We start from the raw sequence: 15,461 nt of genomic DNA on the forward strand, positions 1-15,461 counted from the left end.
TTTGATGGATTTGAAGATATTCTTTTAACTTCAATATGATGTTTAGAGTCTTATATTTCAATACATCCATCAGTTTCTATAGAATCATACTTGAGTTAAACAATGGATGTCTTGACCGGAATGCTTTGTGCAATGTCATTGTAGTCAATACGGCTATTTTTAGATTGTGTTAATGTACGTGCCAAGAATACTTTAAAATGCTTGGAAAAGCCTTATGAGCAAGACAACTCAAGAAAATCCAACAGTTGAAAATTCTGCGACGGAAACTGTGTCAAATACATCAAAAAGTACTGCGCGTACAACTAAAAGTTCTGGTACTGCCATAAAGTCAGCAACCGATGAGATGAAAGCAGCTCGTCCTCGTTCAACATCACCACGTAGTAAAAGTATTGCTTCAACTCCCAAAAAATCACAATCTACAACTCAAACTGCTGTTCAACAGGATAAAACCATGAGTCAAAACACTGTTCGCCGCGTTGCAATTATCGGTGGTAACCGTATTCCTTTCGCTCGTTCAAACGGCGCTTATTTCACTGCCTCTAACTCAGATATGTTTACAGCTGCCTTAAATGGTCTGGTTGAGCGTTTTAACCTCCAAGGTCAACGCCTGGGCGAAGTGGTTGCAGGCGCAGTTTTAAAACATAGCCGTGACTTTAACATGACTCGTGAATGTGTGTTAAACACTGAACTTGCTCCCGAAACACCTGCTTACGATATACAGCAAGCATGTGGTACTGGCTTGCAAGCAGCATTCCTTGTTGCAAACAAAATTGCCTTGGGTCAAATTGAAGTCGGTGTTGCAGGCGGTGTAGATACCACATCTGATGCACCAATTGCGTTCGGTGACGGTTTACGTAAAGCTTTACTTGAATTGAACATTGCAAAAACAGCTAAAGACCGTTTAAAAGCGTTAACTAAAATCAATCTTAAAGATTTAATGGATGCACCTAAAAATGGTGAACCCCGTACTGGTCTTTCTATGGGTGATCATCAAGCAATTACAGCACTTGAATGGGGTATTGCTCGTGAAGCGCAAGATGAACTTGCTGCATCTTCACATCAAAAAATGGCGGCTGCCTACGAAGAAGGTTTCTTCGACGACCTGATTACACCATTCTTAGGTTTAGAACGTGACAATAACTTGCGTGCGGACTCATCTGTAGAAAAACTGGCAAAATTAAAGCCTGCTTTTGGTAAAGGCGATGCACGTACCATGACTGCGGGTAACTCTACTCCGCTGACTGACGGTGCATCTTGCGTACTTTTAGCTTCTGAGGAATGGGCGAAAGCCAACGGTCACGAAGTTCTTGCTTACTTAACGTTCCAAGAAACTGCTGCTGTAGATTTCGTTGAGAAAAAAGAAGGCTTATTGATGGCACCTGCATATGCAGTTCCACGTATGCTTGAACGTGCCGGTATCACTTTACAAGATTTCGACTACTACGAAATTCACGAAGCTTTTGCATCTCAAGTACTTTCTACATTGAAAGCGTGGGAAGATCCAAAATTCTGTAAAGAACGTTTAGGCTTGGATGCACCACTCGGTTCAATCGACCGCTCTAAACTCAACGTAAAAGGCTCATCTTTAGCAGCAGGCCACCCATTTGCAGCGACTGGCGGCCGTATTATTGCCACCGCAGCAAAACTGATTAATCAAAAAGGTTCAGGTCGCGTGCTTGTTTCGATCTGTGCAGCTGGTGGCCAAGGTGTAACAGCAATTATTGAAAAATAAGCTCGCTATATCTTTTTAAATAAGAAGCCCCCGGAAGTTTAACTTCCGGGGGCTTCTTATTTTTATAAATTAAACTAGCATTGAAAGCTTAGCGTGTAGCACGTTCCCAAGCTTCCTTAACTGCAATTCTTGCTTCATTCCAGGTTAAACGAGACAACCCTTTGACATGATCCCATTTAAGTTTCAAATCACTTTCCACATCTTCAAAACGCGTACTTGAGTCATATTGAGGACGGGCTTCATAACCAATGCGATAAGCATTTTCATAATCTCGCTCATAATCTAAATCTGAATAGGTTGTAAGCGTTTCTGCATAGTAAGGTGTGGTATGCGCCGTCTCTCTCCAATAGGCTTCTTCTTCGGTAGGATTGACTGCTTCCGCGGCCCCTTTACCTGCTAGGCCGCCGACCACTGCTCCCACAGCACCTCCGACTATTGCGCCAACTGGGCCACCTACGGCTCCAACTGCTGCCCCAGCCACTGCACCTCCTGCTGCACCTACACCAGTTCCAACCGGATGTGCGCCAGGTTCACCTGTAATTGGATCTGCATTCAAATCATCTCGAGCATCTTTAGGAAGGTTTTTTACAACGTCACGATCAAAATTATCATTCATCTTCGTATTATCCTTTTATCATGCTTTTAAAATTAAGTTTAATATAACTTTTAAGAAAAATTATGCACCTTTCTCATATTTAAGCAGTGCAAGATTTAATATAGAGGAGATGAGACCGCTTATATGCTTCAAAATGTCAGTTTTAAGTTAAGGTATGTACAATGTTGTATATAAAACATTTCACTCTACTCACCTAGACTGATAACAATTATTTTTTGAATGTATGTTATTAAAAATAATTATTCACTTATATAGCAATAATTAATTCTCTATAAATTGCTGATTAGTCCGATTGAGTCTTAAATGATCTTCAATAGCGTCAAAACACCATTGGAAAATAAAGGTATACACCAAAATACACAGGGTCATACTTAAATCGAGCAGAATAGCCCGTCCGATGCTCATTTCTAGAGCATAAGCCACCATTGGAATGGTGGCCAACATCAAGCCTCCTTCAAAACCAATCGCATGTAGAATACGTACACGCACCGTTCTTTTCAAATGATGCTTGACTTCAAACTTTTCAAAGAAATGGTTAAAGATCATATTCCAAAACACCGACGTTACTGCCATAACAATTCCCAGTATTCCAGTCACTTCCATCGGCATATCAAAAATAAAACTCAAGGCAATCGCAATGATGACCAACAGGATGATCTCATAGCTCAGTGCATGAACGATCCTTCTTTTGGAAATCAACATTTCAATACTCATTTATTGGAGGTAAGAGTATTTTATTTTGGTATTATTGATTAATCGAATTAGATTCTTTCAAAAGTTTTGATAGATGAATATTAACCAAGACCAACTGATTATTTTTAAGACTGTCATCGAAACTGGTTCATTTTCTGCTGCTGCAAGAAAGTTGGGAAAAGTCCCCTCTGCGGTCAGTATGTCGATTGCCAATTTAGAGATAGATCTAAATTTATCTCTATTTCAACGTATTGGGCGTGAGCCGGTTCCCACGCCTCAGGCGCTTACCTTGTATGAAAAAACCGAGCAGTTACTCATTGAAATCAATCAATGGAAACAGCATGCTTTTGCTTTAAGTGAGGGCTTGGAATCCTCTTTAAATATTGTGGTAGTAACCGAACTGTTACACACTCACTGGACAGACTATATTTCACTGATTGAAAAACAATTTCCGGAACTGCAAATCAATGTTTTTTCAGCACCGCAAGAGGATGCGTTAAAAATGCTGTTCAATCAGACGGCACAATTGGCACTAATGTTTGAACGTGAACAATTGGAAAGTCGTGAACAGTTTGTCGAACTTAAACGTGAAGCATTGGTGCCGGTAGCTGCCACTAGCTCGCCTATTGCTGCATTTAAACAGGTCAGCTATGAGCAAATTTTGCAAAGCCGGCAAATTGTGGTGGCCAGCCGTGACCGGAGCATTAAGCCTGAACTGTTATTTTCAAAAAAATACTGGCGCACAGACAACAATCATTCTGCCTGCGCCATGATTATGCAGGGTTTGGGCTGGGGGGTGTTACCTCTGGAAATGCTTAATCAAAATCCACACATCACTCAGCAACTTAAAATTCTTAACTTTTTAGATTTTAGTCCTAAATTTGAATATTTTGTCGATTTGGTGTGGAGTCGAGAAAGTCAGCTGGGTGCCGCTGCTCATTTTTTGATTAATCACATCCGAAATTCGCGGAAAAACACAAAATAGACAGGCCTTATACAGGCTTTTTACTTGGGTTAAAAGCAGATTGTGATATAACAAATGCAGGGAAATAACTTTAAGAACTAAACTAATGACTCAATCTGCCTTAAACCAATTAAAAAGCTTAACCACCCTTGTTGCCGATAGTAGTGACCTTTCCGCTATTGAAAAATTCCGTCCACTGGATGCAACCACCAATCCTTCTCTGATTACAGCGGCTGCAAATCAGCCTGAAAACAAGCAGCTGATTGAAGATGCATTTGAACAAGCAAGATCTGAGGGTTATAACGGTGATCTTTTAGTTGAACGTACGATTGATATACTTACGGTCAAGTTTGGAGTTGAAATTCTTAAGCTGATTGAAGGTCGTGTCTCGACTGAGGTTGATGCGTCTTTATCTTATGACACCGATGAAACTGTCGCTAAAGCCAAAGAACTACTTGCACTCTATAAAGCCTATGGCATTGACCAAAATCGTATCTTGATTAAAATTGCTTCGACTTGGGAAGGCATTCAGGCAGCTAAAATTTTAGAAGCCGAAGGCATTCACTGTAACCTGACTTTATTATTTGGTTTACATCAAGCCCAAGCCTGTGCAGAAGCCAATGTAACGCTGATTTCACCTTTTGTCGGTCGTATTTTAGACTGGTACAAGAAAGCAGAAAATGTAGATCATTACCCTATTGATAAAGATCCGGGTGTACTTTCAGTAAAGCAGATTTACCATTTCTACAAACAGCACTGTATTAAAACTGAAATTATGGGCGCAAGCTTCCGAAGTGTTGATCAAGTTCTCGGATTAGCCGGTTGTGACCTGCTTACGGTTTCGCCCAATCTTTTGGCAGAACTTGAACAGGATCAGCGTGAAGTTGTTGCCCAGCTTTCAAACAATCATGCACAAGCCCATTGTCAGCGTATTGTTACGGCTTTAACCAAAGATACCTTCAAGCAACAACTTGAACATGACTTGATGTCTTCGCAGCTTTTACAGAGTGGAATTGACGGCTTTATTAAAGCGCGTGATCAATTAAGTACATTACTTCGCCAATCTTTTGGCTTAGATGCTGAAATACAAGCTTAAAATACGAATATTGCATCATCAAAAAGCCGATTTTGTTATAGTGAACAAGTCGGCTTTTTGATTGTTTAAGAGTATATTTATTGTGTTCGGCATAACCGATCTTCCTACTTATATTATTGGTACAACCTTAATTGTGCTGTTGCCGGGACCCAATTCTTTATACGTGATGTCTATTGCTTCACGTTTTGGCATTAAAGCCGGTTATAAAAGTGCATTCGGTGTTTATACCGGTGATATTGTTTTAATTTTACTCACCGCACTTGGAGCAGCTTCATTACTGCATGCTTTCCCGTGGTTATTTATCTTACTAAAAATTATTGGTGCATTTTATCTCAGCTATTTGGGCATCAAATTGCTGATAGCAGCCTATCACACCTGGAATACCGTTCACTCACAGAAAGAAATTGCAGTCGCTGAAAAAAACATTGGGCAATTGCAGCCATTTAAAACTGCACTCACCATTAGTATTTTAAATCCTAAAGCGATTCTATTTTATTTGTCCTTCTTTGTTCAGTTTGTAGATCCTGCTTATCCATACCCTGCAATTACATTTACTGCACTTGCGGTCGTATTACAGATCATTAGTATGAGTTATTTAACTGTGCTGATATTTTCAGGTGCAAAACTCGCCACCTATTTTACTCAGCGTTATAAAGTGACCGCATCATGTGTAGCGGCTGTGGGAATTTTATTTTGCGGTTTCGGGCTTAAGCTTGCAACAACGACTTTATAAATTTCGATTGCTGTTAAATAATTAAACCTGTAACAATGCTATTTATTATTTCAATTATGCCTTTGCGCTTAAAAATGAAAGGCGTATGATTATTACGCTTTTCAACCATTAAAAATGATCATTGCAAAGGATTTATGCAAAAATTTCTTCAAGACTTTTCTATTCCTGCTGTATTTGCAGGTTTCATTACCTTTCTGATTGGTATCAGTGTTTCTGCAGTTTTAGTGATTCAAGCTGCGCAAATAATAGGTGCGACACCAGAACAGATCACCTCCTGGTTTTGGGCACTAGGCTTAGGAATTGGAATATCGGGCTTAATTTTATCGTGGAAGTTTAAATATCCTGTTGCGACCTCCTGGTCTACTGCAGGACTTGCACTCATTTTAGCAACAGGTAGTGGCTACAGCTTATATGAAGCGATTGGTGCATTTTTTATCTGCGGGCTACTCACCGCAATTTTAGGCTTTTTAGGTATCTTTCAAAAAGTTTTATCTTATATTCCGCAAAGCCTAACCAGTGCCATGCTTGCGGGGGTATTGCTCAAATTTGGCATTGCACTTTTTGCAAGCATGCAAAATGATTGGGGCTTTATTCTTTCACTTTTGGCCGTTTACATTCTATCTAAACGACTGTCACCACGTTATAGCATCGTGATTACGGTCATTGCCGGGTTAATCCTTTGTCCCCTGTTTATGCAGTTTCATACCCCAGTTTTACAATGGAGCCTCGCCAAACCTGTATGGATGATGCCTGAATTCACCTGGTCAGCTCTTTTTGGGTTAGCTCTGCCTTTATTTGTGATTAACATGGCATCTCAATATTTGCCGGGAATTGCCATGATCAAAAGCTATGGCTACCAACCGCATGTCAACCAGCTTATTGGCTGGACCGGGATCGCTCAAACACTGTTTGCGCCTTTTGGTTGCTATAGTGTCAATATTGCTGCCATTAGTGCTGCAGTCAGTTTAGATGATCAAGTGCATCCAGATCCTCAGAAACGCTATATTGCAGGAATAAGCTGTGGCTTTTTTTATATTGTGATGGGTATTTTTGCGGCAACACTGACTAGCTTACTTATGTCATTTCCACACATTTTTATTGTGGCTCTTGCGGGAATTGCTTTATTTGGCACTATCAGTCACAACATTGCCATTGCCTTTCAAGATGTTAGTGAACGAGAGGCTGCTTTAATGACCTTCTTATTCAGTGCTTCAGGAATACAGTTCTTCGGGATTGGTTCCGCGTTCTGGGGATTACTATTTGGTTTTGCAGTGTCAATCATATTGAAGTTTAGGGCACAGCCTTCATCCAAATAACTTAGGTTTTTACGACTTATATCCCTAAATTGGGATATAAGTTATTTTATCTACTGGTATTTTTCCTACAAATTTCAGTATTTAATCGCCTGATCACTTTTTAAATAAAGTCATTTTTTTAAATGAAGTCATTTTTTAAAATTAATGTCCTACTGATTTAGAAAAGACATTCATCACGATTACACCACCGACAATCATGGCTATTCCAATCACAGCAGGCCCATCCAGACTTTGCCGGAATATGAAAAAACCAATTAAAGCGGTCAAAATAATACCGACTCCTCCCCATATAGCATAAGCAATGCCTAAAGGAATAGTTTTAATCACCTGAGACAATAAATAAAATGAAACGACATAAAAGATAAAAACTAAAAGGCTTGGACCCAATTTAGTAAAACCTTCAGATTTCACCAAAAAAGTTGAGCCTGTCACTTCTGAAATAATTGCTAAGGCAAGTAAAGCATAGGCAATAAAAACAGGATTCATATCCGCCTCCTAAAAATATACTCATCAAAAGAGTAGCTCATGTATTTTAATAAAATTTTTCAAATAAAATAACAGTAAGTCTTATTTAAAAACTGAAGGACTATATTTTTGAATAAATTGAATAGTCTGTTGAAATGTCTGCTGACTGGCTTTTTTACTCATTATGAATTGATATTCATGTACTAAGAATTCTTTGGAGTTTGGATAAAATACTTCGGTAACAGGTATGTTCTGATTCATTAAAGCTTTTACAAAGGGTACAGATTGTGTGTCGGTTAAAAAGTCTTTATTCCCGCCACTAATCAATACGGGTGGATAATTCGCTGTTAAATATTGAATTGGAGATATACCTTTTAAAAATTCTGCATCATCTTTTTTATTGCCTGTATAGGCTTGAACCAGGTTAAATACGCCCCACTCGATTAATTTCAATTCATCTGGTGCAGTATTAATAAAAGCATTCATATCATAAATACCGCAATGTAAAATCAGGCCTTTAATCTGGGCACGTTTAATCAATGGCGTAATATTAGACTGCCGCGCAAAATCTGGATGACTGATTAAAGCTGCATAATGACTGACTAAATTCGCACCTGCGGAATCCCCTGCCAAATATAATTGATTGGCATTAATATGATATTCCTGCGCATGCTCGGTTATGAATTTTAAAGCCTGATTAATTTGTAGCAGCTGATTTGGATAAATCACTTGGGGGGCAAATTGATATTGCACTGAAACCACGTTATAGCCTTGATGAGCCAGAAGTTTAAAGTAACCTCGCGCGTGTTCTTTAGAACCTGAAATCCATCCACCCCCATGAATCCAAACTACGGTTGGGCGTGGCTGCAGTTGCATTACATTTTTGGGCTGATACACATCTAAAGTTAATGAGGGTTGCTGCATATACATTATATTTTTCTGCACCAAAATCTCTTGTGGTGCATATTTATCGATCATTTTTTTTTGCAAAGTAGTGGAAGCATTAAAAACACTCGCAATCACCTTGGTATTACTTTGTATATTCTGACAACCACTACTGTGTAGAGCAGCAATTAAACACAGACTTAAACCGAAAAATTTTGAATCCACAGGCTTCCCTTATTAAACTTATTTCGCCTGCAATTCGTTGGAGACGGTAATATATTTGGGCATTTTAATATCTGTTTAAATATTTAGAAACGTTTATGCAAATGTTGAGTTTCCTGCTCAGATTTAAATGCAAAACAGAACACACTTATATCTATGATATTTAAATAATTTAATGATTTTTAAATCATTTTTCACAGACTAAATTGATCATTTAAAGACAATGTGCTATCTATAATTAATAGCTACATAATAAACTTACAGGAACAAGTCTTATGTCTTACCAAAATATTTTAGTCCCAGTTGACGGTTCCACTATCTCATTGTCTGCAGTGCAGAAAGCAGCTCAGATTGCCCAAGCTTTTGGCGGTCAATTAACATTAATCAGTTTAGTTACTGAAGACCCGTTTTCTGAAGCAGACTTTTACTATCCATCTCCCATTATGAAAGAATATTTCGTACAAGCCTATGCCAATGCTCAAAAGTCATTGAAACAAGCTCAAGCCATTGCCAGCGAAAATGGGGTTACTGCCAACATTCAGGTCGTTAAAGGCAATGTCTCTGAAGAAGGAATTATTGAAACTGCAGAAAAATTAAAAATTGATTTGATTGTTATGGGTTCACATGGCCGTAAAGGTTTTCAAAAGTTCTTGCTGGGGAGCTTTGCTCAAGACGTTTTAAAAGGAACAAAACTTCCTGTTTTAATTGTTAAAGAATAACTATTGATCAATAAATCCTGCAGTTGATGTAGGGTTTATTTGGCTATTTAAATGCGCCTCTAATTTATCATAATGATTGACGGTCACAATTAAAAAATTTCCAAATCAGCTATATTCATAAGGATAATTTCATGACTTATAAACATATTTTAGTTCCAGTAGATGAATCTCCTATTTCTTATGCAGCGGTTGAACAAGCATTATCTTTAGCCCAAGCACTTCATTGCCAAGTCACGATTACCAGTGTGATTGCTGTAGATCCATTTGTCGGTGTGGACTTTTATAAAGTCGCACCTGCGATTACAGATTACTTTATACAGGCTGAAAAAAATGCGCAGTTGCGCTTGGCTGAGATCAAGCAATCTTTTATTCGAGATAACATTGATGTAGATACTAAAATTATTCGCGGTGTCTCGCCTGCTGAAGGAATTATTCATGTGGCTGATGAAGTCGGCGCGGATTTAATTATTATGGGTTCGCATGGTCGTACAGGATTCAAAAAATTAGTGCTGGGAAGTGTGGCGCAAGCAGTATTAACCCAATCGCCTATTCCGGTGCTGATTATAAAAGTTTAACCATAAAAAAGTCCCTAGATTTAGGGACTTTTTAGCCAAAAGTTAAAGTAAATATTGTTTTAATCATAGTCTTGCCTTATTCATTTTATAGTGCGTGTTTCACTATAAAATAATAGATTCCCTTCTAATGCTCAGTAAGCCTTTATTTAGCTTTTTATTTCTAAACCTACCGAAAAAATTCTTAATCCTTTTACACCACTCCTTAAATAATGGATAAAGAATTTATTTGGAAATGTGTTGATGCAAGGTTTGTAAATAAATTTCGGCCTCAATTTTGCTGTCAAAAGTTTTTTGATAGGTTCCCATTGCCTGAATATTATTCGGTGTATATTCAATTATCGCAACAAAATGTCCATCACTGGTACTTTTTGAAACTCGAATAGCAATAATATGTTGGGAGTTTAAATAAAAACCATCTTCAATTTTAACTAACAAAATCAATCTCCAGTCTACTTAATAGAATGATAGGCTTAATCTAATGGCAATCTGCCTAAATAATTAAAGCTCATCTTGAGATGAGCTTTAATAGCGTCATTTTACGCTATAAATGTGATTTAATCGACACTTTAAAAATAATCGTTCCATAAAGAATATGTCTGATTCCTTTATCTTTGTAATTCAGTGATTCTAAATGCCTGATCATTTATTCTGCCGTAAAACCACATTCTAAAATAAAAAGCCTTTTCTCGGTTCTAATCAAGAAAAGGCTTTTTCAGTTATTCAATAATATGAGGGTTATATACTCAACATACTATTTAAAGTTTCTACTACATTTTTCGATTTCACTTGGGGTTTTAAAGCTTCCAGTGCAGCTTTGACTTCTGTACGTTGTGGTTCTGCCAAGGTGTACCAGCGAGAAAGTACTTGTAGTAAACGTGAACCGACAATCGGGTTTTTCTCATCCAGATATTTAGCCAGATCAATATAGTGGTGAACACCAAAACTCCAGGTATTGACTGGGTTGGCATTCAAACCCCCACTCACTGAACGGATACGGTTTGGTGTACCCAAATCATAATCCGGATGAGAGGTTAAATACTTGATGGTTTCCGCAGTTGCTTTCGGATGTGCTGCTTGAACCATAAACCATTGATCTAAAGACAAAGCTTCATCCTCAAAGCGGTTATAGAAGTCTGCCAACACTTCTTGAGCCTGTGGTGCATCATTCCAAACCAAGACTTTAAGCGCACCCAAACGTTCAGACATGTTGCCTGTATGATACTGCTCATAAGCCAGATCGAAGGCAGAGGCATCACCTTGACGTGCAATCATACTCAGCATGATGTTTCTGAGTGCACGAACTCCCATCGCTTGAGAGAATTCACTTTGATTATCTGGATCTAACTCCAAGTAAGTCTCTTTACAGAATCCACCCAATTCACGGGCCAAGGTGTCTAGCAAAGCATTACGCTGTTCCTGGATTTTAGCAGGACGATAATCAGCATCGATACGGCTACCCAAATAACCTTCGGTCGGTACATCAAACAAACGTGAAGCCAACAGTGGATCTTTTTGAATGACCTCAGGCAAAGTATTTTTCATGGCTTGAATATAAATATCAGATTCATGGCCTTCCAGTAAAATACGTTCCAGTAAGGTTTGAGTGGCCTGCCACTGGTTAAAACCATTGGTTTCATATTGCATCAAGAAAGCTAGCTCTTGATCTGAATAGTTGAATTCAAGATTGACCGGAGCTGAGAAATTACGTAGCAATGAAACCACAGGTTTTGCGGTTACACCACTAAATTCAATGGTTGCCTCGCTCTGATCAAATAAATACATGCCATCTTTCACGCCATTTTCAAATAGTGATTCAGATTGCAGCGTATATTGCTCACCTGTTTCTGCATCAAAAAGTGCCAAAGCAACAGGAATTGGCACAGCTTTCAGGTTTGGATATTTATGATGATCTTTTAACGATTGTTTGAAGCTTAAACGATAGGTTTGTTTTGCAGAATCGTACTCGCCTTTGGCTTCCAGTTTAGGTGTGCCTGGTTGGTTGTACCAAATCAGGAATGCCGATAAATCGACACCAGAACCTGCAGTCAATGCTGAAACCCAATCTTCAACGGTCACAGCCTGACCGTCATGACGGCGGAAGTATTCGTCCGTGCCTTGACGGAATTTTTCTTTGCCAAGCAAAGTCGCCATCATGCGATTAATTTCCGCACCTTTTTCGTACACAGTTGCTGTATAGAAGTTATTAATTTCGACAAAGTGGTCTGGACGTGGCGGATGCGATAACGGACCTGAATCTTCAGGGAATTGGTGAGCTTTTAATACCGCTACATCATCAATACGTTGTACTGCAGCGGACTGTAAATCTTCCGAGAAAGACTGATCACGGAATACGGTTAAGCCTTCTTTTAAGCACAATTGAAACCAGTCACGGCAAGTAATCCGGTTGCCAGTCCAGTTATGGAAGTATTCATGCGCAATCACAGACTGTACCCGCATGATTGCAGCATCAGTGGTGAATTCTTCATCTGCCAGTACACATGAAGTATTGAAAATGTTTAAGCCTTTATTTTCCATTGCACCCATGTTGAATGCGCTGGTTGCCACAATCATGTAGTTGTCCAGGTCATACGGACGACCATAATGCTCTTCATCCCATTGCATAGAATGTTTAAGCGCTTCCATTGCAATGTGACATTTTGGAATATCTTTTTCGACAGCATAAATTTCAAGTGCGACGTTACGGCCTTCCGAAGTCACATAAGAATCTTTGAGTACCGCCAAATCACCAATCACGCAGGCAAACAAATAGCTTGGTTTCTTGGTTGGGTCTTGCCAAATGGTATAGTGACGACCTTCGCCCGCTTCACCCGCTTCCATCAAATTACCATTGGCTAAAAGTACCGGGAATTTTTTATCGGCTTCTACACGTGTGGTAAACACAGACAGGACATCCGGACGGTCTGGATAGAACGTGATTTTGCGGAAACCTTCAGGTTCATTTTGGGTGACGAATAAATCATTGCCAGCTTGGTACAAACCTTCAAGTTGCGTGTTACTTTCAGGATGAATCACCACGGCAGTTTCAAGAATGACTTCATTGGGTGCATCGGTAATCACCAACTGTTCAGCATCAAGTGTATACTCTGCTTCAGTCAGTGGCTTGCCGTTTAAAGTAATAGATTTTAATTCCAGATCACGACCCAGCAGTACCAAATCCCCTGCGGTCTGGCGCTTCATCACCAATGTTGCGTTGACATCGGTACGATCCGTATGAACCTGAATATCCAGATTGATTGAATCAACCAAAAAAGAGGGTTTTTGATAGTCTTTTAAATAAACAGTTTGGTCTGCTTCAACCACTGGGTTCGCCGCGATATTCATATAATGTCCTAATCCTGTCGTTCTTAAGCCAAGACTTTGTTGTTGTGAAATACTTCGATCATACGACAACTTTCACAATCTGTCTGTGCGATTGATTTGAGTTATATATGGGCACGTGGACGGTCATTTTCAATTCATTGTCTGAGCATTGCTACAATTAATCGTTCAGTTGCTTAGTTCTCATACGTACAGTTAAAAATGATGCGCCATAACGCCAATATCTTTCAATAATGTAAATAGAAAATAACTGGATTTTGATATCTCTTTATATTATTTGAGCAAGATTGATCTGGCTTATAACCTGTCTTAACTCCAAGTGACAGACATTTTCAAGATGAATACATTTTGAGCACGTTTCTTGCTTGCATCTATTTGCACAAAGCGCACTATAAAATTAATTCAAAATTAGAAGAGGTGTCCCATGTATTTAAAAGACCATATTGTCCGTGTGGAAAATATCAAGACCATGCAAACTCTCGACGCTGCCGGAATCGATCATAAGGTGATTGCGATGTTTATGAGCTGCGAAGGTATTCCCATGCAATCGCCCGATATTTGCGCAATTTTGAATAATTACGATGCATTAGGCAGCAAAAAGATTCCATCTAAAAAGGTTCAGGCTTTAATCAATGCAAAGCAATTAGGTGAGGAAGATGACTCATTGCCTTGCCCTGCTTCGTATTAATTTAAAGAATTTTAATCCCCCTCACTAGCTTCTCTTTTTGTGGAGATGGAAGATCTGATTTTCTATCTCCACATCAATCCACAAGAAATACTTAGGCTATTTTTTTAAAGTAAATCCGCTTATCTTTTCCTGCTCGCATTTATTGTTCATTCAGCACGATTCAATCACGTTACAATAAAAGAGATGTGTATAATCGTTTGAATGATTAACCAGACTTGTGATTGACTTTTTCCATGCTCCTTCAGATTCTGCAAAAACAGTTAGATGAAAGTACATCATGCCCTTTGTGTCAGGCATCCATGTTCTGGATTGAAGCAGAACAGTACGATCAAGCGCTTAATTTTCATGAATGTAGTCACTGCCAGCATCGTGTCTTTCAAGATGGACGCACCAACTGTCATTGTGACAAATGTCTAGTCAATCGAAAAAAGATGCTCACCGAAACGCGTCTGCAAGAGCAACGCAAAATCAAATCAAAAAATAAAGATACGGTTGAATACCGACTGGATCAGATCAGTTTTCTAAATAAATTGTTTTTACTCAGTATTTTGGACAATCAGGTTCAGGAACACACCACGCATCATGAATATATTGATTGGGAAAGTATTAAATACAATTCGATTACCCCGAATTATTTATTTCAAAACTATCTCGTCAAGCAACTGGTAAAAGAACAAATCCTGATTGCCAAGGATTTTGCCGTTGAGGCACATCATTACTATGTCAATGTGCGTTTGGATGGTTATTCTGAACCGAGTCTATTTAGCATTACCCAGCAACTTCGAAACTGGTTTTATGAAAATTTAACCATGGGGGTGCCTTTTAAAAATGCAGATGAAGTGAAAAATGTGCTTTATCTAGTGCTCTATCAGGAAATTATTCAGTTTGCCCAGTTTTATTGCCGCACTTGGGGCATCCAAATTGCAGGAAACAACAGTTTTCAAACCTTTTGTTATCGCTTAATGGATTCTTTGGCTGTGGGCCAAATCTATTATCTGGTACAAACTGCTTTGGAATATTTATATCAACAAAAAGCTTTGCATATCCGTAATGAAAACTTTATTAACACCAACTTGTTAAAGAAAACCTTACAGCAATATCGTGAACGTGCCGTATCAGAAAAATGGGAAACATCAACCCTGCCACGTCCTCACAATATTCCTTTTAGCAAGATGAGCGAAATCCTGTTTCTCCGCTTTCTGGGTTATGATGAAAGTATTTTTTTTCAGCCGATTTGGCGAATCTGGAAAAAGATTGAACCACGCTTAAGCTTCTATTCACAAAAACGCTGTATGTATTGTGGTTCTAATGAGCTTACTGTTGATTATGATGCTGAAAATTATGTGACCTTATGCTGTCGCACCTGTAAGCATCAAGACCACTATTTCACCCAATAAACGGTGATCAAGATGTCTAGT

Annotated in this window: 15 protein-coding genes; 9 read left to right on the forward strand and 6 right to left on the reverse strand. The window is 38.8% G+C overall.

Annotated features, from left to right (window positions below; translation table 11 throughout):
* Window positions 1-214: 214 nt before the first annotated feature.
* Entirely contained in the window at window positions 215-1,732 is a 1,518-nt protein-coding gene (locus AC3CAU_RS02005; RefSeq protein WP_447053219.1) for an acetyl-CoA C-acetyltransferase, read from the forward strand.
* An 88-nt stretch (window positions 1,733-1,820) separates the two neighbouring features.
* Here AC3CAU_RS02005 and AC3CAU_RS02010 read toward each other — a convergent pair whose 3' ends face one another.
* Window positions 1,821-2,348 carry a hypothetical protein gene (locus tag AC3CAU_RS02010; RefSeq protein WP_447053220.1) on the reverse strand — a complete coding sequence of 176 codons (528 nt, stop codon included), beginning with the start codon at window positions 2,346-2,348 and terminating at the stop codon, window positions 1,821-1,823.
* 261 nt (window positions 2,349-2,609) lie between these two features.
* The gene (gene aceI, locus AC3CAU_RS02015; protein WP_131216181.1) at window positions 2,610-3,050 is read right to left on the reverse strand and encodes a chlorhexidine efflux PACE transporter AceI; all 441 of its coding nucleotides are present in this window, start codon (window positions 3,048-3,050) and stop codon (window positions 2,610-2,612) included.
* Window positions 3,051-3,135: 85 nt separating this feature from the next.
* Here aceI and aceR point away from each other — a divergent pair, with 85 nt between their 5' ends.
* From aceR to AC3CAU_RS02035, 4 genes are all read left to right on the forward strand, one after another.
* Window positions 3,136-4,026 (forward strand): HTH-type transcriptional regulator AceR, encoded by an 891-nt coding sequence (gene aceR / locus AC3CAU_RS02020; RefSeq protein ID WP_447053221.1) that lies wholly within the window; start codon window positions 3,136-3,138, stop codon window positions 4,024-4,026.
* A gap of 85 nt (window positions 4,027-4,111) precedes the next feature.
* The gene (gene tal, locus AC3CAU_RS02025) at window positions 4,112-5,101 is read left to right on the forward strand and encodes a transaldolase (RefSeq protein WP_131216183.1); all 990 of its coding nucleotides are present in this window, start codon (window positions 4,112-4,114) and stop codon (window positions 5,099-5,101) included.
* Between the two features lie 82 nt (window positions 5,102-5,183).
* On the forward strand, window positions 5,184-5,834 hold the full coding sequence (leuE, locus tag AC3CAU_RS02030) for a leucine efflux protein LeuE (protein WP_447053222.1): 651 nt from the start codon (window positions 5,184-5,186) through the stop codon (window positions 5,832-5,834).
* A gap of 134 nt (window positions 5,835-5,968) precedes the next feature.
* The gene (locus AC3CAU_RS02035) at window positions 5,969-7,150 is read left to right on the forward strand and encodes a benzoate/H(+) symporter BenE family transporter (protein ID WP_131216185.1); all 1,182 of its coding nucleotides are present in this window, start codon (window positions 5,969-5,971) and stop codon (window positions 7,148-7,150) included.
* A gap of 141 nt (window positions 7,151-7,291) precedes the next feature.
* On the opposite strand, the gene AC3CAU_RS02040 is transcribed toward AC3CAU_RS02035, so the two are convergent.
* Window positions 7,292-7,636 (reverse strand): DMT family transporter, encoded by a 345-nt coding sequence (locus AC3CAU_RS02040; RefSeq protein ID WP_131216186.1) that lies wholly within the window; start codon window positions 7,634-7,636, stop codon window positions 7,292-7,294.
* A gap of 81 nt (window positions 7,637-7,717) precedes the next feature.
* Entirely contained in the window at window positions 7,718-8,725 is a 1,008-nt protein-coding gene (locus AC3CAU_RS02045) for an alpha/beta hydrolase (protein ID WP_131216187.1), read from the reverse strand.
* A 272-nt stretch (window positions 8,726-8,997) separates the two neighbouring features.
* Between AC3CAU_RS02045 and AC3CAU_RS02050 the strand changes: the two genes are divergently transcribed.
* Both AC3CAU_RS02050 and AC3CAU_RS02055 read left to right on the forward strand, forming a co-directional pair.
* The gene (locus tag AC3CAU_RS02050; RefSeq protein WP_447053223.1) at window positions 8,998-9,441 is read left to right on the forward strand and encodes a universal stress protein; all 444 of its coding nucleotides are present in this window, start codon (window positions 8,998-9,000) and stop codon (window positions 9,439-9,441) included.
* Between the two features lie 131 nt (window positions 9,442-9,572).
* Window positions 9,573-10,016, forward strand: a complete 444-nt coding sequence (locus tag AC3CAU_RS02055; protein ID WP_447053224.1) for a universal stress protein — start codon at window positions 9,573-9,575, stop codon at window positions 10,014-10,016.
* Window positions 10,017-10,238: 222 nt separating this feature from the next.
* Here the strand turns inward: AC3CAU_RS02055 and AC3CAU_RS02060 are convergent, their stop codons facing one another.
* Together AC3CAU_RS02060 and pepN are read right to left on the reverse strand one after the other, a co-directional pair.
* A complete protein-coding gene (locus AC3CAU_RS02060) occupies window positions 10,239-10,451 on the reverse strand; it encodes a hypothetical protein (protein WP_447053225.1) in 213 nt (70 codons plus the stop codon).
* Between the two features lie 300 nt (window positions 10,452-10,751).
* Window positions 10,752-13,358: an aminopeptidase N gene (gene pepN / locus AC3CAU_RS02065; protein ID WP_447053226.1), complete on the reverse strand. Its 2,607-nt coding sequence runs from the start codon at window positions 13,356-13,358 to the stop codon at window positions 10,752-10,754.
* 421 nt (window positions 13,359-13,779) lie between these two features.
* Here pepN and AC3CAU_RS02070 point away from each other — a divergent pair, with 421 nt between their 5' ends.
* Together AC3CAU_RS02070 and AC3CAU_RS02075 are read left to right on the forward strand one after the other, a co-directional pair.
* Window positions 13,780-14,043, forward strand: a complete 264-nt coding sequence (locus tag AC3CAU_RS02070) for a hypothetical protein (RefSeq protein WP_447053227.1) — start codon at window positions 13,780-13,782, stop codon at window positions 14,041-14,043.
* 233 nt (window positions 14,044-14,276) lie between these two features.
* Window positions 14,277-15,440, forward strand: coding sequence for a hypothetical protein (locus AC3CAU_RS02075; protein WP_447053228.1), 1,164 nt, complete (start codon window positions 14,277-14,279; stop codon window positions 15,438-15,440).
* Window positions 15,441-15,461 lie beyond the last annotated feature (21 nt).

The organism is Acinetobacter sp. GG23 (assembly GCF_057766365.1).

Excerpts from the sequence above, each read along its gene's own strand:
- AC3CAU_RS02050 (WP_447053223.1), top strand. The coding sequence starts at position 8,998 with ATGTCTTACCAAAATATTTTAGTCCCAGTTGACGGTTCCACTATCTCA.
- pepN (WP_447053226.1), bottom strand. The coding sequence starts at position 13,358 with ATGAATATCGCGGCGAACCCAGTGGTTGAAGCAGACCAAACTGTTTAT.
- AC3CAU_RS02005 (WP_447053219.1), top strand. The coding sequence starts at position 215 with ATGAGCAAGACAACTCAAGAAAATCCAACAGTTGAAAATTCTGCGACG.
- AC3CAU_RS02040 (WP_131216186.1), bottom strand. The coding sequence starts at position 7,636 with ATGAATCCTGTTTTTATTGCCTATGCTTTACTTGCCTTAGCAATTATT.
- AC3CAU_RS02055 (WP_447053224.1), top strand. The coding sequence starts at position 9,573 with ATGACTTATAAACATATTTTAGTTCCAGTAGATGAATCTCCTATTTCT.
- AC3CAU_RS02070 (WP_447053227.1), top strand. The coding sequence starts at position 13,780 with ATGTATTTAAAAGACCATATTGTCCGTGTGGAAAATATCAAGACCATG.
- aceI (WP_131216181.1), bottom strand. The coding sequence starts at position 3,050 with ATGTTGATTTCCAAAAGAAGGATCGTTCATGCACTGAGCTATGAGATC.
- tal (WP_131216183.1), top strand. The coding sequence starts at position 4,112 with ATGACTCAATCTGCCTTAAACCAATTAAAAAGCTTAACCACCCTTGTT.
- AC3CAU_RS02075 (WP_447053228.1), top strand. The coding sequence starts at position 14,277 with ATGCTCCTTCAGATTCTGCAAAAACAGTTAGATGAAAGTACATCATGC.
- aceR (WP_447053221.1), top strand. The coding sequence starts at position 3,136 with ATGAATATTAACCAAGACCAACTGATTATTTTTAAGACTGTCATCGAA.
- AC3CAU_RS02010 (WP_447053220.1), bottom strand. The coding sequence starts at position 2,348 with ATGAATGATAATTTTGATCGTGACGTTGTAAAAAACCTTCCTAAAGAT.
- AC3CAU_RS02035 (WP_131216185.1), top strand. The coding sequence starts at position 5,969 with ATGCAAAAATTTCTTCAAGACTTTTCTATTCCTGCTGTATTTGCAGGT.